This is a genomic window from Barnesiella sp. ET7, assembly GCF_024733785.1.
In the GTDB taxonomy this organism is placed as follows: domain Bacteria; phylum Bacteroidota; class Bacteroidia; order Bacteroidales; family Barnesiellaceae; genus Barnesiella; species Barnesiella merdigallinarum.
Genome location: NZ_JANRHM010000023.1, coordinates 1 through 21,600, shown reverse-complemented (window position 1 = coordinate 21,600; position 21,600 = coordinate 1). Strand labels below are relative to the sequence as shown.

At 56.4% G+C, this 21,600-nt stretch carries 19 protein-coding genes; 13 read left to right on the top strand and 6 right to left on the bottom strand.

Annotated features, from left to right (window positions below):
- Positions 1 to 151 precede the first annotated feature (151 nt).
- Positions 152 to 622, top strand: a complete 471-nt coding sequence (gene trxA / locus NW211_RS12535) for a thioredoxin (RefSeq protein ID WP_087408686.1) — start codon at positions 152 to 154, stop codon at positions 620 to 622.
- 58 nt (positions 623 to 680) lie between these two features.
- On the opposite strand, the gene NW211_RS12530 is transcribed toward trxA, so the two are convergent.
- Positions 681 to 1,211, bottom strand: coding sequence for a 3'-5' exonuclease (locus NW211_RS12530; RefSeq protein WP_087408687.1), 531 nt, complete (start codon positions 1,209 to 1,211; stop codon positions 681 to 683).
- Positions 1,212 to 1,350: 139 nt separating this feature from the next.
- Between NW211_RS12530 and NW211_RS12525 the strand changes: the two genes are divergently transcribed.
- Complete coding sequence (locus NW211_RS12525; RefSeq protein WP_258328053.1) at positions 1,351 to 2,034, top strand: 5'-methylthioadenosine/adenosylhomocysteine nucleosidase; 684 nt, start codon at positions 1,351 to 1,353, stop codon at positions 2,032 to 2,034.
- Positions 2,035 to 2,064: 30 nt separating this feature from the next.
- Positions 2,065 to 2,565, top strand: coding sequence for an S-ribosylhomocysteine lyase (locus tag NW211_RS12520; protein ID WP_258328052.1), 501 nt, complete (start codon positions 2,065 to 2,067; stop codon positions 2,563 to 2,565).
- Here NW211_RS12520 and NW211_RS12515 read toward each other — a convergent pair.
- On the bottom strand, positions 2,562 to 3,197 hold the full coding sequence (locus NW211_RS12515) for a vancomycin high temperature exclusion protein (RefSeq protein ID WP_258328051.1): 636 nt from the start codon (positions 3,195 to 3,197) through the stop codon (positions 2,562 to 2,564). The two genes, NW211_RS12520 and NW211_RS12515, sit on opposite strands and share 4 nt — an antisense overlap.
- A 193-nt stretch (positions 3,198 to 3,390) precedes the next feature.
- Here NW211_RS12515 and fldA point away from each other — a divergent pair, with 193 nt between their 5' ends.
- From fldA to NW211_RS12500, 3 genes are all read left to right on the top strand, one after another.
- On the top strand, positions 3,391 to 3,891 hold the full coding sequence (gene fldA / locus NW211_RS12510) for a flavodoxin FldA (protein WP_258328050.1): 501 nt from the start codon (positions 3,391 to 3,393) through the stop codon (positions 3,889 to 3,891).
- Positions 3,892 to 3,914: 23 nt separating this feature from the next.
- Positions 3,915 to 4,262 (top strand): DUF2023 family protein, encoded by a 348-nt coding sequence (locus tag NW211_RS12505; protein WP_087408694.1) that lies wholly within the window; start codon positions 3,915 to 3,917, stop codon positions 4,260 to 4,262.
- A gap of 373 nt (positions 4,263 to 4,635) precedes the next feature.
- Positions 4,636 to 4,854 carry a hypothetical protein gene (locus NW211_RS12500; protein ID WP_258328049.1) on the top strand — a complete coding sequence of 73 codons (219 nt, stop codon included), beginning with the start codon at positions 4,636 to 4,638 and terminating at the stop codon, positions 4,852 to 4,854.
- A 568-nt stretch (positions 4,855 to 5,422) separates the two neighbouring features.
- On the opposite strand, the gene NW211_RS12495 is transcribed toward NW211_RS12500, so the two are convergent.
- The 3 genes from NW211_RS12495 to NW211_RS12485 all read right to left on the bottom strand — a co-directional run bounded on the left by NW211_RS12495 (position 5,423) and on the right by NW211_RS12485 (position 8,199).
- Positions 5,423 to 6,616 carry a pyridoxal phosphate-dependent aminotransferase gene (locus NW211_RS12495; RefSeq protein WP_258328048.1) on the bottom strand — a complete coding sequence of 398 codons (1,194 nt, stop codon included), beginning with the start codon at positions 6,614 to 6,616 and terminating at the stop codon, positions 5,423 to 5,425.
- Positions 6,617 to 7,095: 479 nt separating this feature from the next.
- Positions 7,096 to 7,626 carry a hypothetical protein gene (locus tag NW211_RS12490; RefSeq protein ID WP_258328047.1) on the bottom strand — a complete coding sequence of 177 codons (531 nt, stop codon included), beginning with the start codon at positions 7,624 to 7,626 and terminating at the stop codon, positions 7,096 to 7,098.
- Positions 7,627 to 7,794: 168 nt separating this feature from the next.
- On the bottom strand, positions 7,795 to 8,199 hold the full coding sequence (locus NW211_RS12485) for a hypothetical protein (protein ID WP_258328046.1): 405 nt from the start codon (positions 8,197 to 8,199) through the stop codon (positions 7,795 to 7,797).
- A 228-nt stretch (positions 8,200 to 8,427) separates the two neighbouring features.
- Between NW211_RS12485 and NW211_RS12480 the strand changes: the two genes are divergently transcribed.
- The 3 genes from NW211_RS12480 to NW211_RS12470 all read left to right on the top strand — a co-directional run bounded on the left by NW211_RS12480 (position 8,428) and on the right by NW211_RS12470 (position 13,626).
- Entirely contained in the window at positions 8,428 to 10,869 is a 2,442-nt protein-coding gene (locus NW211_RS12480; protein WP_258328045.1) for a TonB-dependent receptor, read from the top strand.
- Positions 10,870 to 10,916: 47 nt separating this feature from the next.
- Positions 10,917 to 12,392 carry a DUF4374 domain-containing protein gene (locus NW211_RS12475; protein WP_258328044.1) on the top strand — a complete coding sequence of 492 codons (1,476 nt, stop codon included), beginning with the start codon at positions 10,917 to 10,919 and terminating at the stop codon, positions 12,390 to 12,392.
- Between the two features lie 88 nt (positions 12,393 to 12,480).
- Entirely contained in the window at positions 12,481 to 13,626 is a 1,146-nt protein-coding gene (locus NW211_RS12470; RefSeq protein ID WP_258328043.1) for a PepSY domain-containing protein, read from the top strand.
- Between the two features lie 120 nt (positions 13,627 to 13,746).
- Here NW211_RS12470 and NW211_RS12465 read toward each other — a convergent pair whose 3' ends face one another.
- On the bottom strand, positions 13,747 to 15,573 hold the full coding sequence (locus NW211_RS12465; RefSeq protein WP_087408701.1) for an ABC transporter ATP-binding protein: 1,827 nt from the start codon (positions 15,571 to 15,573) through the stop codon (positions 13,747 to 13,749).
- A 272-nt stretch (positions 15,574 to 15,845) separates the two neighbouring features.
- Here NW211_RS12465 and NW211_RS12460 point away from each other — a divergent pair, with 272 nt between their 5' ends.
- From NW211_RS12460 to NW211_RS12445, 4 genes are all read left to right on the top strand, one after another.
- Positions 15,846 to 16,577: a glycosyltransferase family 2 protein gene (locus NW211_RS12460; protein WP_087408702.1), complete on the top strand. Its 732-nt coding sequence runs from the start codon at positions 15,846 to 15,848 to the stop codon at positions 16,575 to 16,577.
- Positions 16,574 to 17,140 carry a hypothetical protein gene (locus NW211_RS12455; RefSeq protein ID WP_258328042.1) on the top strand — a complete coding sequence of 189 codons (567 nt, stop codon included), beginning with the start codon at positions 16,574 to 16,576 and terminating at the stop codon, positions 17,138 to 17,140. Before NW211_RS12460 ends, NW211_RS12455 begins: the two co-directional genes overlap by 4 nt.
- 4 nt (positions 17,141 to 17,144) lie before the next feature.
- Positions 17,145 to 18,521, top strand: a complete 1,377-nt coding sequence (locus NW211_RS12450) for a glycosyltransferase family 39 protein (protein ID WP_258328041.1) — start codon at positions 17,145 to 17,147, stop codon at positions 18,519 to 18,521.
- 240 nt (positions 18,522 to 18,761) lie between these two features.
- A complete protein-coding gene (locus NW211_RS12445; protein ID WP_258328040.1) occupies positions 18,762 to 21,569 on the top strand; it encodes a TonB-dependent receptor in 2,808 nt (935 codons plus the stop codon).
- Positions 21,570 to 21,600: the final 31 nt, after the last annotated feature.

Genomic DNA, 21,600 nt, shown 5'->3' with positions numbered 1-21,600 from the left:
TCCTCCGCCTGCGGCTTTCTGTGACAAACCTCGTATCTTTGTCGCCGGAAAGTCACGACGGGGGAGCGCGGCTTTTCCCCACCTGCCCGACGGCTTGGCCCGGGGCAGCAGCACCTCCGCCCGATGTCAAACACGCAACCCGATACTCATTATGAACGTAAAACACCTGTTGGGAATAACCCTCGCCTGCCTGCCCTTTTTCTTTGCCTGCCAGGCCAAGGAGCAACCGGCCCAACCCGAAAAGAGCGCAAAAGTACAAACCGTAAAACCCCGCCACCTGACCAAGGCCGAGTTCCTCGCCAAGGTGGCCAACTTCGAGAAGACCCCCGACCGCTGGGAGTTCCTGGGCGCCCGCCCCTGCATTGTCGACTTCTACGCCACATGGTGCGGACCCTGCCGCAAGCTGGCCCCCATACTTGAGGAGATAGCTACCGAATATGCCGGACAGATCGATGTCTATAAAATCGATGTCGACAAGGAACCGCAGTTGGCCGCCATCTTCGGGGTGCAAAGCATCCCCACCCTCCTCTTCTGCCCCATGAAGGACCAGCCCCAGATTGCAGCCGGACTCATGGACAAGGAGACCCTGCAACGAGCCATCAAAGAGGTGTTGCTTCCGTAAGGATGAGATAAGGGAAAGTCAATCGATTGAGCTTCGAAAGGAGCAAAAGGCCCCACTACTACCGAAGGCGCGGCTGTACGTCGTCGTCCGGCCACAACCGCATGGCAATGCGGGCACAACCCTCGGCATCGGCCAACGCGTTGTGATGGTGGTCGAAGGGGATACCCAGATAGGCACACACCGTGGGCAGCCGATAGTTCTCGATGGCCGTGCGCGGAATCACCCGCCGCGCCTGCGTGAGGGTGCAGAGGAAATTGCCATACACATAGTCGATGCCATACATGCGGCAGGTCGCCCGCAGCACCCGTTCGTCGAAAGCCTTGTTGTGCGCCACCAGCCGCAGCCCCTCGACCAGCGGCGACACCTCGCGCCACACCTGCCCGAAGTTGGGAGCATGGCAGGTATCGGCGGGGAAGATACCGTGAATCTCCTCCGAAAAACGGCGCACATAGTAGTCGGGCTCGGGGCACACCAGCCGATGCACCCGGTGCGTCACCTCGCCCCCGCGCACCACCACAAGCCCCACCGAGCAGATGCTCGTGGGTTCGTAATTGGCAGTCTCGAAATCTATGGCGACAAAATCTTTCATCGGTAAAAATATCCGGTGGCAAAAGTACGGAAAATTCCGGTGAAATCTTCACATCGCCCCGCGTCGGTGAATTTCGCCACACAAATTTTGCGGTATGTGAGAATACCCCTACCTTTGCTCGAAAGAGAAAAACAAGAAGATGAAAATAGGAATTATCGTAGCCATGCAGAGCGAGCTCGATTGCGTGCGTCGCCTGCTGGAAAATCCCCGCGAAGAGCGCTACGGCGCTTCGCTCTTTACCATAGGCACGAACGGTGCCCACGAGTTGATACTCACCCAGAGCGGCATCGGCAAGGTATCGTCGGCCATTCGGGCCTACGAGCTCATCGACCGCTACCACCCCGACTGCGTGCTCAACACCGGCGTGGCCGGCGGCATAGACGCCTCGATGCGAGTGATGGATATTGTCGTCGGGTCTGAGATTGTCTACCACGACGTGTGGTGTGGCGAAGGCAACGCCTGGGGACAGATACAGGGGCTGCCGCCCCGGTTCCACAGCGACCCGGCACTAGTCGAGAAGGCTCTGCAGGTAGAGACCTCGCTGCGCATCTACAAGGGGCTGGTATGCAGCGGCGACCGCTTCATCACCGACCCGGTCGAACTCTCCGAAATCAAGGCCCTCTTCCCCGAAGGCATGGCCGTCGACATGGAGTCGGGCTCCATTGCCCAGGTATGCTGCATGCGCGGTATCCCCTTCCTGAGCTTCCGCATCATCAGCGACACCCCGGGCATCGAGGGTCACCTGGCCCAATACAACCACTTCTGGGACGATGCCCCCCACCGCTCGTTCGAGGTGCTCACCAGCCTCATCGCCAAACTGTAATACATATCAATCCCTAATACATAACCCGATATGAAAAAGATACCCAGTTTTACCATAGACCACATTCACCTGCTGCGCGGCATCTACGTCTCGCGCAAGGACTATCTGGGCGACCACGTAGTCACCACCTTCGACATCCGCATGAAAGAGCCCAACCGCGAGCCCGCCATCGGCTACGGAGCCCTGCACACCATCGAACACCTGGCTGCCACCTTCCTGCGCAACCACCCGGTATGGGGCGACAAAATCGTATTCTGGGGACCCATGGGCTGCTGCACCGGCAACTACTTTCTGGTGCAGGGCGACCTTGAGTCGCGCGACATCGTCGACCTCATGCGCGAGACCTTCCGCTTCATCCGCGACTTCGAGGGCGAGGTACCCGGCGCCGCTCCCCGCGACTGCGGCAACTACCTGCTGCACGACCTGCCCATGGCCCGCTGGGAAGCCGACAAATACCTGCGCGAGGTACTCGACGTAATCGAAGAGAAAAACCTCGTCTACCCGACGGTCGAAGATACGGTTAATGATTAAAACGGCGTCTCCTCTTTCTCCCCTAAGAAGCGGGGCTGCTTGTCGGTGAGGAGATCGAGAAACATTTTCACACGGGCGAGGTACTCTCGTCCGTGTATTTTTATATACTTCGCCCGGCGGGCTACGTCGCGGGCATTATAGCCGACGGCCGATATGCCGCTGCTCTTGGCCAGATAGATGGCCCGCTCGTTGTGAAACTTCTGCGAGATGATGGTGAGGCTGTCCTGCCCGAAAATCTCCTTGGCCCGCACGATGGAGTCGAGCGTACGGAACCCGGCATAGTCGAGCACGATGCGGTCGGCCGGTACCCCGTGGGCCACCAGCGAATCGCGCATGCAGGTGGGCTCGTCGTAGTCGCGGTCGTGATTGTCGCCGCTCACCAGAATATAGTTAATCTTGCCAGCCTGGAACAACCGGGCCGCAGCCTCGATACGATAGTCGAAGTAGTAGTTATGGGCCCCCTGCGGAGTAATGGGCGCCGTGCCCAACAGCAGCCCCACGGTACGGTGAGGTATCGCATCGGTCGTGTCGAACGTCTTGTCGCGGGCATACCCCTTTACCAAACCGTTACAAATTCCTATGACGGCAACCATCCCTGCAACAAGAATCACCGCAACAACTATCACAATCATACCAAACCTCCTTTTGTATCGTTTCATTATCGTCCCTGTTTTAGGCAACGAAGATAGTGAAAAATAGTGAAATACCTCACTTTTTCCCTCAAACTAAGTAGGCTTGGCGAGAAAACCCCTACATATAGGTATTGGCCGGCCGGGCCGCATGCCTTTACTTTGCCTCCGTAAAAACCAAACAACCGTTACGACGATGAAAAGAACAGGAATATTCTACGGCTCTTCGACCGGCATGACCGAGGGAGTAGCCCACACAATCGCCCAGAAACTGGGAATCGCCTCAACCGATATTCACGATGCGGCCCAACTCTCGGCCGAGAGCATCGCCCCCTACGAGGCGCTGATACTGGGCTCCTCGACCTGGGGTTGCGGCGAACTGCAAGACGACTGGTACGATGCCGTAAAGGTGTTGAGAAGTGCCAATCTCACCGGCAAAACCATCGCCCTCTTCGGCTGCGGCGACAGCGAGTCGTACCCCGACACCTTCTGCGACGCCATCGGCCTGCTCTACGACGAACTGAAGGAGACAGGCTGCCGCTTCACCGGCAACCACGTGGCTACCGACGGCTACACGTTCTCCTCGTCGGTATCGGTAGTCGACGGCGATTTCGTAGGACTCCCGCTCGACGAGACCAACGAAGCCGATCAAACCACTGCCCGCATAGAGGCCTGGGTAAAGAGCCTCGACCTGTAACCTCACCCAAACGCACTACGCCCATGATTACCTGCCAATCCTTCCCCGCCGAGCTGAAAGTATTCTTGAACCACGTCTATGAATACAAGAAGGGGGTGCGCCACATGGTACTCTACACCACCAACCGCCGCTACGAAGAGTTTGCCGTAGACCGGCTGAACAAACAGCGCATCGACTACTGCATACAGCCCATTGGCTGCAACAAAATAAACCTCTTCTTCGGCCGCCGCGAGTGTATCGAGGTGATTCAATCGCTGGCCTCGCGCCCCCTGAACGAACTCACCCCCGAGGAGGATTTCATCCTGGGTGCCCTGCTGGGCTACGACCTGTGCGGGCAATGTCAACGCTATTGTAAACGTAAAGCCAAATAGATAAACTCTTTTCTCTCCTCCTGATCTAAATTGCAAAAGGGGAAAAGAATCCTAAAATTTGAAGTTTGTTTTTAGTTGTGACGAACCCACTACGCCGCGAGGCACGGTGGGTTCTGCTGTTTGGAGGGAGTACCCGGACTCCATGTAATACAATCTCTCTGTGTAGATATTCACATTTTTCTCATTCGAGTAAATGCAAAACAATAGAGAGCAGGACCATTAACTACAAGGAGTCAAAAGCGCCAATAGAAGAATGATTTATGCAAAAGAATTTGTAACTTTGTATATGGACATAAAAAAACCCGGATTCATCACCAGTAACTGAAAGCTGGGAGAGGAACACCCGGGACTGCAATACAAAGGTACAAATAATATGGAATATAACAAGGCCTATTTTGAAAAAGTTTTCTCCACCAAAAGGATGGAACGATATTTCAATCTTTATCCAGGTGATGAAAAAAGAGCCATTCTGCATTACCAGTGTAATCTGGAATTGGCCGAGGCTTTTTATACCAGCCTTTCGGTTTTTGAAGTTACTCTACGAAATGCCTTGTGCAGGGAACTTGAAACAATGACCGGGCGAACCGATTGATATGCCGTATTCCCGACTACCCCAGGATTGGCCAGATTGAATCATTACATCACACAAGCCATCAAGCAGATTTCCGGGAGACACGAAAGCATTACTCCTTCGAAAATTGTAGCCGAATTGACATTAGGCTTTTGGGTATCGTTACTCAACAGTGAATATGAGCGCCTGCTCTGGAAGGATTTACGCAGGGCATTCCCATTTATGCCCAAAAAAGATCGTCAGAGAAAAAAGGTTTCAGCCCCATTGAATAGCTTCAGAACTTTCCGAAATCGAGTTTTCCACAATGAATCCATTTGCTGGAATCTAAAACGAGTAGAAGAAATTCACAACGAGATGATTACCGTAATGGGGTGGATAAACAAAGACGTACCCGATTGGCTGCAACTCGTTGACAGATTCGATGCAGTCTGTGCACATATTCGAGAAGTAATGGAGTGGAAATAAAATAACACGGCTATTGACTCTCAAGGTTCTCTACTTAATACACACAAAAGCGGCCTCCTCGCCGATTCCCCACATCCGGGGCGACAAGGAGGCCGCACTATATTATCGTTGTCGATACTGTCGCTTATTTCAACCGGGCGAGCACCTCTTTCATGCGGCGCAGGGCCTCGGTGATATTCTCCTCGGAAGTAGCATAGGAGAGGCGCAGGTAGTTGGGAGCCCCGAAGGCATCGCCCGCTACGGTAGCCACATGGCCCACCTCGAGGATGTACATGGCCAGGTCGGACGAAGTCTTGATGACGCGGTCGCCATCGGCCTTGCCCAGATAGTAGCTAACCTCGGGGAAGAGGTAGAAGGCCCCGTCGGGGTTGTTCACCTTCAGGCCGGGAATCTCGCGGGCCAACCGTACCACCAGGTCGCGACGACGTTCAAAAGCCCGACGCATCTCCTCTACACAACTCTGGTCGCCGGCAAAGGCAGCGGCAGCAGCCTTCTGGGCAATCGACGAAGCGCCCGAGGTATACTGGCCCTGCAACTTGTTGCAAGCCTTGGCAATCCACAGCGGAGCGGCAATGAAACCGATACGCCAGCCCGTCATGGCATAACCCTTGGAGACACCGTTGACGATGATTACCCGGTCGCGCAGGGCGGGGAATTGGGCGATACTCTGGTGAGCACCCACGTAGTTGATGTGCTCGTAAATCTCGTCGGCCAGGATAAAGACTTGGGGATGACGCTCCAGCACGGCAGCTAAAGCCGCGAGTTCGTCGTGCGAATAGACGCTGCCCGTCGGGTTGGAGGGGGTGCACAGAATCAGCATCTTGGTCTTGGGCGTAATGGCAGCCTCGAGTTGAGCGGCACTCATCTTGAAATCCTGCTCGATACCCGTCTCTACAATCACGCTTTTGCCCTCGGCCAACTTCACCATCTCGACATAGCTTACCCAGTAGGGAGCCGGCAGCACCACCTCGTCACCGGGATTGACAAGCGAGAGAATCGTGTTGCAAATCGACTGTTTGGCACCGTTCGATACCACAATCTGGTCGGGCGTAAAGTCGAGGCCATTCTCATTTTTCAGTTTTGCGCAGATGGCCTGGCGCAAATCCATATAACCCGGCACGGGCGAATAGTGCGAGAAGTTGTCGTCTATCGCCTTCTTCGCCGCATCCTTGATATGCTGAGGGGTATTGAAATCGGGTTCTCCTACACTCAGGTTGATTACATCGACACCCTGAGCCTTCAGTTCATTACTTTTCTGCGACATCGCAAGCGTTTGCGACGGTGCAAGAGCTGCCAAACGGTCGGATACTTGGTTCATGAGAATAGCTGTTTTTAGGTTTTATATACTCGTACAAAGGTAGTGAAAGTCGAGCGCCGAGGCAAATAAAAACGAAGTTTTCATTTGTACTGGGCCGAGACGCATCCTGCCTTCTGTAAAGGTAGTGAAAGTCGAGCGCCGAGGCAAATAAAAACGAAGTTTTCATTTGTACTGGGCCGAGACGCATCCTGCCTTCTGTAAAGGTAGTGAAAGTCGAGTGCCGAGGCAAATAAAAACGAAGTTTTCATTTACACTGGGCCGAGACGCATCCTGCACTACTTATCACCCACTATAAAGGCAGCAAAAGGCAGGCAACCCAAACAAATAAAAAAATACCTTCTGCCCGGAGTCTTATTGACAGCCCGACAGAAGGCATTAAACAAACACATAACGATACGAGAACCTTCGTATCTCCTATACAATCCCTTTATGGCATAACAACTAAATCGAAATCCCCTCTTTGCGTGGCCGTAAAACAGTTATGCGGCTTTGGTCAGTGCGGCAATCTCTTTCACCCGATCGCCGTCGTAGCTCATGGGCGACATCACCGGCTCGTAATCAAACGGGATAAACTCCGAAACCTGAGCCGTAGCAAAGCTCTGGTCGTCGATAAAGAGGGTCAGCTTGGCTCCGGCCTTATGACCTACGGCACGAGGCAACGAACCTATCGACTGGAAGTTGCCGCTCTCGACCATCTGTTTCAAACGCGAAACCTCGCTGCTCTCGAAGAGGAGTTCGTGTTTCTTCAACACCTTACCGTTGGCCCGGCACACAGCCACCTTGTTGCCCACGGCCAATTTGATAAGACCGTAGATCAGGAAGCAAACGCCCACCACAATGAGGAACAGTTTCAACGACGACTGCGGGTCGGACAACACGGCCGAAGCACCAAAGGCCACCACGGCAACCACAACCGACCACACACCGGCCATCGACACTCTCTTTTTGATTTCTACATAGGGGTTTTCTGCAAATTTAGACACATGAGTCTCTTTCTCTTTATTTTCCATTTTTGTTTCAATGCTAATAGTCAGGGTAATATTGGTTTATAAAGTCATGCGCTGCCCCGCCGCGGCACGGCACGGCGACCTCATCCTGCCGCACACGCAGGCACGACAAGAGAGCCGGAAGCGGCAACCGGCTTCCGCAATCCGGACAGGGAACACCTGCCCGCCCTGCTAAATAAGCATTTGACAAAGCGAATAGAGATAATGCCCGTGTGAACACAACTGGGCCTTATACCCCTCGTAATCGTGTCTGATTGACTTTTCACGAAGGGTTATGAGTTGGCAGCAGCACTGCTGCGCCGAAGAGAATGCGGTGTGACTCCCTACCCGTTCGGCTACCGGCGACGAGGGGAACCGTACCGTATGGATTCCCGCCACCCGCTCGGCCGGCACAATGGCCTCAAAACTGGGCACCGGGTACGAATGGCTGTCACTGTCGGTCAGCGTATAGGGGCTCTCGGTTTCGCTACTCTGCACCCATGCCGTCTCTGCCTCCGACACATAAAACAGCGTCGAGGCCCACCCCAGTATCAGGGCAAGCGAGACCATGAGCAGATGTTTCACAAAACCTTTCATGCTGCAAACATACACAAAAAAACGGGAGTTAGCACCCCATTCTCTACACTTTTTCGTTGTATCTTGCTCATTTTCACTTTCTTGCAAGCAACTACTCCCGGCCACAAAATCCGCTGTCGCCAACCAAGAATAGGGAGCAGCTACCCGCACAATACCTATAAAATGCGATTGTACACGTTTCGAGGTCGATATAATTTTGCAGCGAATTACTAAAGCAAACTTTTTTCGATGAGAACAATAATCAGCACACTCCTCGCGCTCTCTGTATACACGCTTTCACTCCTCGGGACTACGGCCCAGGCGCAGCACCGCCACCATCGGGAGGGGCACCCGGCCGGAGCCATCGTCTCGGGACAAGTCAGCACAACCGAATCGGGCCAGAAGCAAGCCGTCGATTTCGCTACCGTCTACCTCAAAGGGAGCTCATCGGGAGGCTCTACCGACGAGCAGGGTCGCTACCGCCTCAAGGCACAGGCAGGCGACTATACCCTGGTGGTTTCGGCCATCGGCTACGACCCGGTCGAACGGGCCGTCTCACTCAAACGGGGCGAACACCTCGAACTCGACATCGACCTCACCCCGCGGGCCCAGGCTCTCGACGAGGTAACCGTGGTCTCTACCGGAGTGAGCCGGGTACAACGCTCGGCCTACAATACCGTGGCGGTCGATACCCGCGAGATGCGCAACTCGACCAAGAACCTGAGCGACGCCCTGGCCAAGGCCCCCGGCATGAAGCTGCGCGAATCGGGTGGCGTAGGCTCCGACATGCAACTCATGCTCGACGGCTTCAGCGGCAAACACATCAAAGTCTTTATCGACGGGGTGCCGCAAGAGGGGGTAGGCAGCTCCTTCAGCCTGAACAACATCCCCATCAGCTTTGCCGACCGCATCGAAATCTACAAGGGGGTAGTACCCGTAGGTTTCGGCACCGACGCCATCGGCGGGGTTATCAACATCGTTACCAACAAGCAGCGGCGCAACTGGTTTCTCGACGCCGCCTACTCCTACGGCTCGTTCAATACCCACAAGTCGCACGTCAACTTCGGGCAGAGCTTCAAGAACGGACTCACCTACGAAATCAACCTCTTCCAAAACTACTCCGACAACAACTACCAGGTCGATGCCGACCACGTGGAGCAGTGGAACGCCGACGGCTCGTCGATCATTACCGACGAAGTGTTTCGGGTAAAACGGTTCAACGACACCTACCACAACGAGGCTGCCGTGGCCAAGGTAGGGGTAACCGGCAAACCGTGGGCCGACCGCCTCATGCTCGGCTTCACCTACTCCCGCATGTACAAAGAGGTGCAGACCGGCGTGCGGCAATACACCGTCTTCGGCGAGAAGCACCGCCGCGGCCACTCGCTCATGCCCTCGCTCGAGTACAGCAAGCGCGACCTCCTCACCCGGGGGCTCGACCTCTCCTTCACGGCCAACTACAACCGCAACCTCACCACCAATATCGATACCGCCAGCTACCGCTACAACTGGTTCGGCGAGCGCATCCGCAAAACCAACGGCCGGGGCGAGCAGAGCGAACAGTATGCCCGGGCCTACAACGACAACTGGAGTGCCACCCTCACCCTCAACTACCGCATCAACAAGGCCAATACCCTCACTTTTAATAATGTGTGGAATCTCTTCCACCGCACCAATGCTTCGCTGCTCACCGGCACCGAAATCGAGAACGAATTTGCCAAGGATACCCGCAAAAACATCGCCGGACTCTCCTACCGCCTCATGCCCTCCGACCGGTGGAACCTCTCGATTTTCGGCAAATACTACGACCAGCGGGTATCGGGTCCCATGGCGACCGACGACAAGGGTACCGACTATGTCATGGTCCACCGCTCCGTGCAACAGGCCGGCTATGGAGCCGCCGGTACCTGCTTCGTGCTGCCCGAGCTTCAGGCCAAACTCTCCTACGAGAAGGCCTACCGCCTGCCCACCATCGAGGAGATGTTCGGCGACGAGGATCTCGAGAGCGGACAGGTGAACCTCCGCCCCGAAAACAGCCACAACGTCAACCTCAACCTCAGCTACTCCCGCACCCTGGGCCGCCACTCGTTCTACCTCGAAGGGGGGCTGCTCTACCGCAACACCCGCGACTACATACAGCGCAACATACAAGACCTGAGCGGCGGCAAGGAGAATGCCACCTACACCAACTACGGCAAGGTGGTGACCAAGGGCTACACCCTCTCGGCCCGGTACAGCCTGGCCCGGTGGCTGAGCCTCGGCGGCAACTTCTCGCACATGGACATACGCGACATGGAGAAGTATCAGATAGGCAGCACCGGCAACTCCACCCCCAACCTCACCTACAAGGCCCGCATGGCCAACGTGCCCTACATGTTTGCCGACAGCGACATCAACCTCTATTGGCACGATCTGGGCCGGAAGGGCAACCTGCTCACCCTCACCTACGACAACCAGTATCTGCACAGCTTCTGCTACAACTCCGAGGTGATAGGTACCAACAGCAGCGCCTACATGATTCCCGACCAGTTCTCGCACAACCTTGCAATCAGTTACAGCCTGCACAACGGGCGATACAACCTCTCGCTGGAGTGCCGCAACTTCACCGACGAGCGACTCTACGACAACTTCAGCCTCCAGAAAGCGGGCCGTGCCTTCTATGGCAAGATACGAGTCCACTTCGGCGACTGAACAACCCAGACCGACAACAAAAATTATTCACTTAAAATCATACACGCATGAAAAAGTTCTCCTTCATCCCCACCAGTTCGATACTTCTGACCGCGAGCCTGCTGCTCGCCTCGTGCCAGGAGGATGGCCCTGCCGTCCCTTCCGGGCTCACCGGCCTGACCGAAGTCTCCAAAGGCAACTACGTGATTGCCGCCACGGTAGGCACCGGCAACAACGAGACGAATGTGCTGCTCACGGCCGACCGCCTCGACGACCCCAACTACAAGGTGACCCCTACCGTACAGGGCACCCAGAACGACGGTGCCACCTACTGGGTATTCTACGGCGGGCAATCGCTCTTTGCCCTCAACTACAACCAGGGTGAGGCCGGGCAAACCGCCTCGTACAGCCTCAACACGGCTTTCGAGATGACCAAGGACCCGCGCACCTACCGACTGAGCCGGTTCACCACCTACGGCCTCTACAACGACTACATCATGACCACCTCGTCGGGCAGCGGCACCATCGACGCCCAAAGCTACACCTATACCGACAAGAGCGGCCAGAGCCTCACCGAAACCTACTATCCCAAGCACTTCCTCCCCGCCTACATCGATGCCCGTAACCAGACGGCCAAAGAGGGCTCGGGGGCCGGCGACATCCGCCTGCGCGCCGAGAACTTCCTCGGCAACGGCGAGTATGTGACCCTCGCCGGGCTGGAACAGGTGGGCAACTACCTCTACTCGGCCGCCATCCCCATGGGGCTGAGCCAGTGGGGCTACATACAGACGGTCGACGGCCGTGAGCACGGCTATGTGCGCGAGGGGTACGACGACCTGGTCAAGACCGAGTCGGGCGGTTCGGGCAGCGGCGCCTATAACGCCAACGAACTGCAGTGGACCCAATACCCCGACGAGTGCTGGGTGGCTCTCTTCAAAGACGAATCGCTCACCGAGCACAAGGTTATCAAGAGCGATAAGATCAGCTACGCCTGCGGCCGCAACCGCTCGCAATACTACCAGATGGTGTGGAAGGCCGACGACGGCTACCTCTACGTGCTCTCGCCCAGCTATGCCAAGACCATGAGCGATGCCCGCCAGCAAACCACCCTGCCGGCCGGCGTAGTGCGCATCGACACCCGCGCCGCGTGGGACGAGATTGATTTCGACCCCACCTATTACAAAGCCTTGAAAAATGCCGATGGTACCGAAGCCGCCTTCCTGCGCAGCTGGTATATCGGGGGCAACTACTTCATGCTGCTGGCCTACGATGCCCAGGGATTCAAGGGCACAGCCAACCGCCTGGTCATCTTCGACACCCAGGGCGACGGTACCCTGCGCGAGATCTCGGGCCTCCCCGCCGATATCAGTGCCTTGAGCAACACCCCCTATATCGACGAGAACGGGCACGCCTTCGTCGTGGTAAGCACCACCAGCGGCTACCCCACCGTATATAAGATAGACCCCGCCACGGCCTCCGCCTCGAAAGGGCTCACCATCGTAGCCACGAGCGTGGCTGGCGTAGGACAACTGCAAGCACGATAACCCCCGCCGACAAGCAAAAAAAGAGCCTGCCGATGAACCTTATTCTCGCAGGTTCTTTTTAATTTTACATGCTAAAAGAGAATTACACATGAAAAAAACATTCCGAAAAATCCACCTTTGGTTGGCGGTTCCCTTCGGTCTCATTATCACAATCATCTGTTTTACAGGCGCATTATTGGTTTTCGAGGATCAAGTCACCCAACTTACCAACCGCCACCTCTATTACGTAGAGAGCCCCGGCTCACAACCCCTTCCCGTAGGCACGTTGGTCGAGAAGGTCGAGAGTCAACTGACTAAAGGGGCAACCATAACCGGTGTCACCATCTATCCCCAACCCGACCGCTCCTACCAGGTGAACCTCTCGGCTCCCAAGGGCGCAGCGGTCTATATCGACCCCTATACCGGCGAGGTGCTGGGGCAATCGCAGCGCACCCCCTTTTTCCGCACCGTCTTTATGCTGCACCGCTGGCTGCTCGACAGCCAACCGGCCGACGGCGGCATCTTCTGGGGGAAACGCATTACCGGCATCAGCACGCTACTCTTCGTCATCATCTTGTTAAGCGGTATTGTCATCTGGTGGCCCCGCTCCCGCAAGGGATTGAAAAACGGCATACAGATAGCCCTGCGAAAGGGGAAGACCTGCTTCTGGCACGACCTGCACGCGACCGGCGGCATCTATGTACTGTTGCTGGTTCTGGTCATGGCACTCACGGGGCTCACCTGGTCGTTCGACTGGTACAAAAACGCCTTTTATACCCTGTTCGGCGTAGAGACCACCGCACCGGCCAAAGGTCCTGCTCCTAAAGAGAAGAGCCCACAAGGCCCTCAACCGGGCACAACGACCGAAGCCACCGCCCCGGTAACACCGTTTGCCTGCTGGCAACAGGTCTACGACCAAGTCGCTGCCGAGAATCCCGACCGCCTGAAAATCGAAATCACCGACGGCACGGCCAGCGTGTCGAACATCCGCTACGGCAACATACGCGGTACCGACCGCTACACCTTCGACCCGCAATCGGGCCAGATCACCGGTGCATCGCTCTACAAAGATACCGGCAACTCGGGCAAGATACGGGGCTGGATCTACTCGGTACACACAGGGGCCTGGGGTGGAAACCTCACCCGCATCATCTGGTTCCTGGCCGCTCTGTTGGGGGCCACGCTGCCCCTCACGGGATACTACCTGTGGATCAAGCGCCTTTACCGCAAACGCCACAACCGGGCAGTTCATTGACCGCAACCGGCCACACGACCCGGCCGCCTCTCAATCCTCGAACCGTCGGCTCCCAAGCCCACACATAAAAAAAGCACCGCGGGAACGCGGTGCTTTTTTTATGCTTGTATCACATGCTCCTTAGAACTTCTGCATGTCGACCAACCGCTTGTAGTAGCGGTCGAGTTTTATCAGTTCGTCGTGACGGCCCCGCTCCACGATTTCGCCCTCGTGCATCACGCAGATGAGGTCGGCATCCTTGATGGTCGAGAGGCGGTGGGCAATCACCAGCGTGGTACGGTTGCGCATGAGGTTCTCGAGCGCCTCCTGCACGAGCCGTTCCGACTCGGTATCGAGGGCCGACGTAGCCTCGTCGAGAATCAGGATGGGCGGGTTCTTCAGGATGGCCCGGGCGATGCTCACCCGCTGACGCTGGCCGCCCGACAAGCGGCTGCCCCGGTCGCCGATGCAGGTGTTGTAACCATCCTCGGTAGCCATGATAAATTCGTGGGCATTGGCAATCTTGGCCGCCTCGATTACCTGCTCCATGGTGGCATCTTCGACGCCGAAGGTAATGTTGTTGTAGAACGAGTCGTTGAAGAGGATGGCCTCCTGGTTCACGTTACCCATCAGCCCCCGCAGGTCGTGCACCCTGAAGTTCTTGATATTGACACCGTCGATGTAGATGCCCCCCTCGTTCACATCGTAGAAGCGCGGCAAGAGGTCGGCCATGGTCGACTTGCCCGAACCCGACTGCCCCACCAGCGCCACAGTCTGCCCCTTCTTGATGGTGAGGTTGACATGCTTCACCACATTCTCGGTATTGTAGCGGAACGACACGTCGCGATATTCGATGCCCTCTTTCATGTCGGTCAGTTCGACCGGCTTCTCGGGGTCCTGTATCGGGTTCACGGCCGAGAGAATCAGGTCGACCCGCACCATCGAGGCCAAACCCTTCTGTATCGAATAGGCCGCCTTCGACAGATCCTTGGCGGGGTTGATGATGCTGTAAAAGATAACCAGATAATAGATGAACGAAGCGGCGTCGATGCTGCTCGTGCCCGAGAGGATGAGCGAACCGCCATACCACAGCACGATGCAGATGGTGCAGGTACCCAGGAACTCGCTCATGGGGTGAGCCAGCGCCTGCCGGCGGTTGATGCGGTTCGATATTTTGTAGAAGACGTTGTTCTCGGCGTGGAACCACTTGATCATCTTGGCCTCGGCATTAAAGGCCTTGATGATGCGCAAGCCGCCCAGGGTCTCTTCGATAATCGACATCAGCTGTCCCCACTGGTTCTGCCCCTCGAGCGAACGGCGTTTGAGCTTCTTGCCCACCTGACCCATGATGTAACCGGCCGTGGGCAGCAGAATGAGCACAAAGACCGTGAGTTGCCAGCTGATGGCAAACATCGTGCCCAGGCAGACGAGAATCATGATGGGGTTTTTGAACATCATGTCGAGCGAGGCCATAATCGAGTTTTCGATTTCGCCCACATCGCCCGACATGCGCGCCATCACATCGCCCTTCTTCTCACTGGTAAAGAAGCCGATGGGCAGGCTCACCACCTTCTCGTACACATAGTTGCGTATATCGCGCACGATGCCCGACCGCAACGGAATCATGAAGTGCGAACTCAGATAGGTGGCTGTCGTCTTGAAGAAGGTCATCACCATGAGGAACACCCCCAGGATGAGCAGTGCAAAACCGGCTCCCTGCTCATTGATTATGTTCGTAATGTAATAATAGAAATTATTGACCGCCACATCCTTGAGCGAAGCCGACCCCCACGGCATGAAGGTATAGGTAGCCTGCTTGAGCTTGAAAAGAATCTCCAGAATAGGGATGATGAGCGCAAAGGAGAAGAGCGTCAGTATCGACGCCAGTATGTTGAAAAAGATATTGAGAACAAGGTAATATTTATAGGGTGGTACAAACCGCCGAAGAATAGAAAAAAAATCTTTCATATATAGCTTGTTAGAACCCGGGAGAATGGCCGGGCGATTTATCGCTGCAAAGATAGTATAATTACATTCACGACCGAAGCCGGCGCCCGAAAAAGTTTTACCGGGCCGCCCGCCCCGTCCTCTCCGACAACGGTTTTCTCTGCCGGCCACACCTCTCGAGGTCCCGTCAAACCCCATACTTTCGCCGCAAATGCTTGCATAGCCAAAATTATTGTTCTACTTTTGCACCCGAAGTGGAAAAGCGGCATTATCTTTTTAGCCGATAGCAAGTTATGAATCAGACGTGTCACACATTATCGATTATCATTCCGGCATATAACGAAGAGAAGACTATTGCTGAACTGTTGCAACGCGTACTCGACGCCGACCTGGGCGAAGGTATCGACCGGGAACTGATTGTCGTGAACGACTGTTCGACCGACTCGACCGGACGCATCGTACAATCCTTCATCGCCGCTCACCCCCAGGCCCCCATCACCTACCTCGTGCACGACCGCAACCAGGGCAAGGGCATGGCCGTGCGCACAGGCATACAGGCGGTTACCGGCGACTATGTGGTGATGCAGGATGCCGATCTCGAGCTCGACCCCAACGACTTCGCCCGGATGCTGCCGCACCTGCTCTCGGGCCAATACCGGGTGGTATACGGCTCGCGCTTCCTGGCCGAGGAGAACTCGCACACCTACTTCAGCTACCAGCTGGGCGGCAAGTTCCTGTCGGTGATGACCAACCTGCTCTACGACCAGCGCATTACCGACGAGCCCACCTGCTACAAGATGTTCGACGCCGGGCTGCTCAAGTCGATTCCGCTCGACTGCAAAGGTTTTGAATTTTGCCCCGAGGTGACGGCCAAAGTCTCGCGCCTGGGCTACAAGATAAAAGAGGTGCCTATCCGCTACTACCCCCGCTCGATCGAGGAGGGAAAGAAGCTGCGCCTGAGAGATGGACTGAAGGCTATCGGCACCTTGCTGAAATACCGTTTCTGGAAAAAAACCGTACAATGAAAAACAGGACCGCATCCTCCAAAAAGCAACCGGTTCGCAAAAACGACACCGCCGCCAAGACGGGAATCACCGCCGCCTGGGTGGTCAAGAATCTGCTGGCCGTGGTCGTTGTCGCCTTCTTGCTGAACAAACTCGTACTCGGCCTGCAGCCGGGATACAACTGGGCCTACAACATGCTCAAGGGCAACCTCGAGGTGGCTCAACACTATGCCCAAACCACTACCGACGAACGGTACGAGATGAAGTTGGGCCTCTCGCACGTCTACCTGCGCTACCTCAAGGAGAACACCTCGCCCGATGCCGTCATCCTGCTGCCGGGCAAAGAAGCCTTCTACCCCGAGGGGCAGGAACGCATCTTCTCGGGCGAGCCCTACAACAAACTGTGGGCCACCCGTTTCCTCTATCCGCGCCGGGTCATCATCCCCTCGGAACTGGGTGTAACCCCCTGGAGCCAAAAGATTACTCATGTAGCCATCGTCAACGGCATAGGCTACGAATATCTCGGCTACGAGGTACCCAAGAAGGTGCCTCACATCGTACTTCCCGTTCACCCCAAACCGTAATGCCATGCTCACACTCGGAATCATACTTACCTGCCTCAACGGCATTTTGCTGACTGCGCTCGTCGGCTCGCGGTTTTCGTGGACCGAACGCATCGGCCTCTCGTTCCCCTTGGGAATGACCCTGCAAACCATCATCATGGCTCTGCTCGATTTGCTGCACATCCCCCTCACGGCCTCCTCGGTGCTGCTGGGCGGACTCCTCCTTTTCGCCCTGCTGCTGTTTGTCGTGTGGCGTTACCGCGGCATCGACAGCCTGCGCCTCACCCCGGCCATGCTCGACGACTGGCGACAGGCCAACCTGGTGTGGGTGCTGCTGCTCCTCCTCATCGGCTACTGCGAATATATGAATTTCTCGAAGTGCATCTTCTTCCCGCCCAGCGACCGCGACAGCCTCGCCGCCTTCGACACTCTGGGCTTCGTGGCCGCCCACGACCACACCTACATGCGCATGAGCCTCTTCGACGCCGACTACAACCCCTCGATACACCGGGCGGGCGGCAGCATAGCCTATGCCCCCTTCGTGCAACTGAGCTACGCCTACGTCTACCTGCTGGGAGCCGAGACCTCCAAGGCCATCCCGGCCCTCATGTATCTCTTCTTCGTCGTTGCCTTCTACGGCATCCTGCGGCGCAACACGGGCAAGACCCTGGCCGCCCTGGCCACCCTCTTCATGATGATGGCCCCCGAGATGCTCGCCTTCTCGTCGCTCTCGGCCACCAACGTCATGCAGGCCATATTCGCCTCGCTGGGCATCGCCTATACCGCCAGCTGGCTGCGCAGCCGCCACGACCACGAACTCTATGCCGGAGCCTTGCTCCTGGGGGCCAACATGTGGTGCCGCAACGAGGGCATCGTCTTCATCGGTGCCGCCTGCATCGTGCTGCTCATCGACTGCATCCGCCGCAAGAGCTACCGCAAGGGGTGGTACTTCACCGGCCTGGCCCTGCTCCCGGCCGTCATCTGGTTTGTCTACATGAAGGTGGGCGGACTCTACACCGAGGGGATGGCCATCACCCGCCTCTTCTGGGACGGCGAGAAGGCCGGCCTCATCGTCAAGGGCTTCTGGGACCTCTTCGCCGCACCGCTCTACTACGGCTGGACCTTCCCGGCATTTGCCCTCTTCTTCATCGCCAACCTCTGGTTCATGGTCAAGAGCCGCGACAATGTGGCGCTGCTGGGCATGATTGTGCTGAGCGTCGTTTTCTACGGCCTGGTCATCTATCATGTAGACTATGTGTGGGACTCGATGCACAACGTGCTGGCCTACTCAGCCAAGCGGTTCTTTTTCTGCTTCGTACCCATGTGCTGGTATTTCATAGCCACCACCCGAATCGCCCGGACGGGCTCCGACTACATCGAGCGATACCTGTCGTTGAAATAAGATAAGCCAAGTGCCAGATAGCGGGGAGGGATGTTCCTCCTCGAGACAAGAGACAAGAGACTAACGCCCCACGGACAACCCACGGTCCGTGGTGGTCGGTTTTTAGAGAAAATTGACAGGTAAAAACAATCGCTCTCTAAAAAAATGCAAAAAGACAGTGGGAGCATTTAAACCTTGACAAGATGTCGGGGTCTTATAAGCATTGAAATCGAAGTGATCAATAGATTGGATTTTTTTAAGATGTATAAAAGAGGTATTTTTATCCTGTTTGCGTGTATTTCTTGCTTGCTGACAGCCCAGAGTGCCTGGGGTCAGTTTACCATTTCGGGCACTGTAAAAGACAAGACCGACGATTCTCCGCTCCCGCAGGTGAGCATCCGGCTGCTTGCGGCTCGCGACAGCTCCTTTGTCACCGGCGTGTCGAGCAAAGACAACGGCACCTTCACCCTCACGGTCAACAAGGCCGGCAACTACCTGGCCGCCTTCTCGTTCCTGGGCTACAAGACCACCTACGAACCGGTGCGGCTCACCGCCGGGCAGCCCCGCCGCAATTTGGGGTCGGTTCTGCTCGAGAGCAACGACATTCTGCTGCAAGAGGCCGTTGTCGTGGGGAAAGCTCCCGAGGTGGTGGTGAAAGAAGATACCGTCGAATTCAATGCCGACTCCTATAAAACCCAACCCAACTCGGTCGTGGAAGACCTGTTGAAGAAACTGCCGGGTGTCGAGGTCGACAGCGAGGGCAAAATCACCCACGCCGGCAAAGAGATTACCAAGATTCTGGTCGATGGCAAGGAGTTCTTCTCCGACGACCCCAAGATAGCCACCAAAAACCTGCCGGTCGACATCATCGAGAAGCTGCAGGTGGTCGACCGTAAGTCCGACCTCGCCCGTCTGACCGGTGTCGACGACGGCGAAGAGGAGACCGTCATCAACCTCACCATCAAGAAGGGGATGAAGCACGGCTGGTTCGGCAACGTCTCGGGCGGTTACGGCCTCGACGGACGCTACGAAGCCGGAGCCATGATCAACCGCTTCTTCGGCGACAACCAGATAACTATCCTCGCCGGGTCGAACAACACCAACAACATGGGATTCACCGACCTGGGCGGCAGCCGCTTCCGCCGATTCGGCGGCATGAACGGCATCAACACCAGCCACAACGTGGGGGTCAACTTCAACGTGGGCAAGGGCGAGGAGTTCCGCGTGGGCGGCGACGTGAGCTACAACAACAGCAACCGCAACGTGCTGCAACGCACCGAGCGCCAAAACCTCTTTGCCGACAGTACATCCTATTACAGCGGACACAACAAGATGAACGACCACGGACAGAACATCCGCGGTAACTTCCGTATCCACTGGGAAATCGACTCGCTCAACACCCTCGAGTTCCGACCCAAGTTTGCCGTGGCCCTCTCCCGCTCCGACAGCTACGACTCGGCCCTCACCACCGCCGGCGACCTGGCCCGCAGCAAAGTCAACTTCAGCGAAAGCGACAACTTCAACAAGGGTACCGGCTACGACCTCTCGGGCGAACTCATCTACAACCACAAATTTCTCTCGCGCCCCGGCCGGTCGTTCAGTATCCAGGCCGAATACAAGTTCAGCGACACGAAAGAGGACGGCTGGACCAAAGCTCTCTACCAATACTACCAGCTGGCCACCGACAGCACCCTCGACCAGATAGACGACAACCACACCTGGAGCAACGGCTACGGGGCCCGACTCACCTGGACCGAACCGCTGGGCGACGTGAAGAAAGGACGGTTCCTCACCTTCTCGTACCGCTTCCAGGCCAACTTCAACAACGCCGACAAATATACCTACGACGTATTTACCGACCCGCTCACATCCCTACCGCTCGATACCTTGCGCAACGACGACCTGAGCAACAGCTTCCGCAACGACTACTACATGCACCGGGCCCAGGTGGGATTCAAACAGGTGAAACCCACCTATACCTACGACGTGGGTGTGGCCGTAGAGCCGTCGTCGTCGCAATCGATCGACCGCATCAACAGCAACCGAAACATACCCAAGCGCACCGTATTCAACGTAGCTCCCTACCTGCGCTACCGCTACAAGATGGGCAAACAGACCTCGCTGCGCATCGACTACCGGGGCTCATCGTCGCAACCGACCATGGTGCAGTTGCAACCCGTGGCCGACGTCTCCGACCCGCTGCGTGTCGTTATCGGTAACCCCACCCTGAAACCCTCGTTCAAAAACACGCTGCGCGTGCGCTTCAACGACTACGACCAGGCTACCCAACGGGCCATCATGGCCATGCTCTTCGGCGGATTCACCACCAACAGCATCATCTCCGAAACCACCTACGATGCCACCACCGGCGGACAGACCACCACCTACCGCAACGTAAACGGCGTGTGGAACACCTCGGGTATGTTGATGTTCAACACCCCCTTCCGCAACAAGCACTGGCAGCTCAACAGCTTCAGCCGCCTCAGCTACAACAACAACGTGGGCTACAACAACGGCATGCGCAACGATGCCGGGTCGTTCAATGCCGCCGAAAATCTGGGCATCGCCTTCCGATCGGACTACTTCGATGTCGAGTTGCGCGGCAACTATCGGTATGCGCTCGCCACCAACAGCATGCAGAACCAGAAAGACCAGAGCACCCACAACTACGGCGGCACCCTCAACCTGAGCGGATACCTGCCCTGGTCCATCACCCTGGGTACCGACCTCACCTACAACGGCATGTCGGGATACTCGGCCGGATACAACACCGAGAGCTGGATCTGGAACGCACAGGCCTCCTACCAGTTCCTCAAAGGCAAAAACGCCACCATCGCCCTCAAAATCTACGATATTCTGGGACAGCGCAACAGCATACGCCGTACCGTCACGGGTAACTACATTCAGGATGTGGAGTACAACACCCTCAACACCTACGGTCTGTTGACCTTCACCTACCGCTTCAACACCTTCGGCGACAAACGCCCCGACATGGGCCCCGGTGGCCCCCGCGGCTACGGCCATCCCGGCCCTCCCCCGGGCGGTCCCGGTGGACACCGGCCCTTCTGATGAGACTGAAAATCCAATCAATAACAAAAAA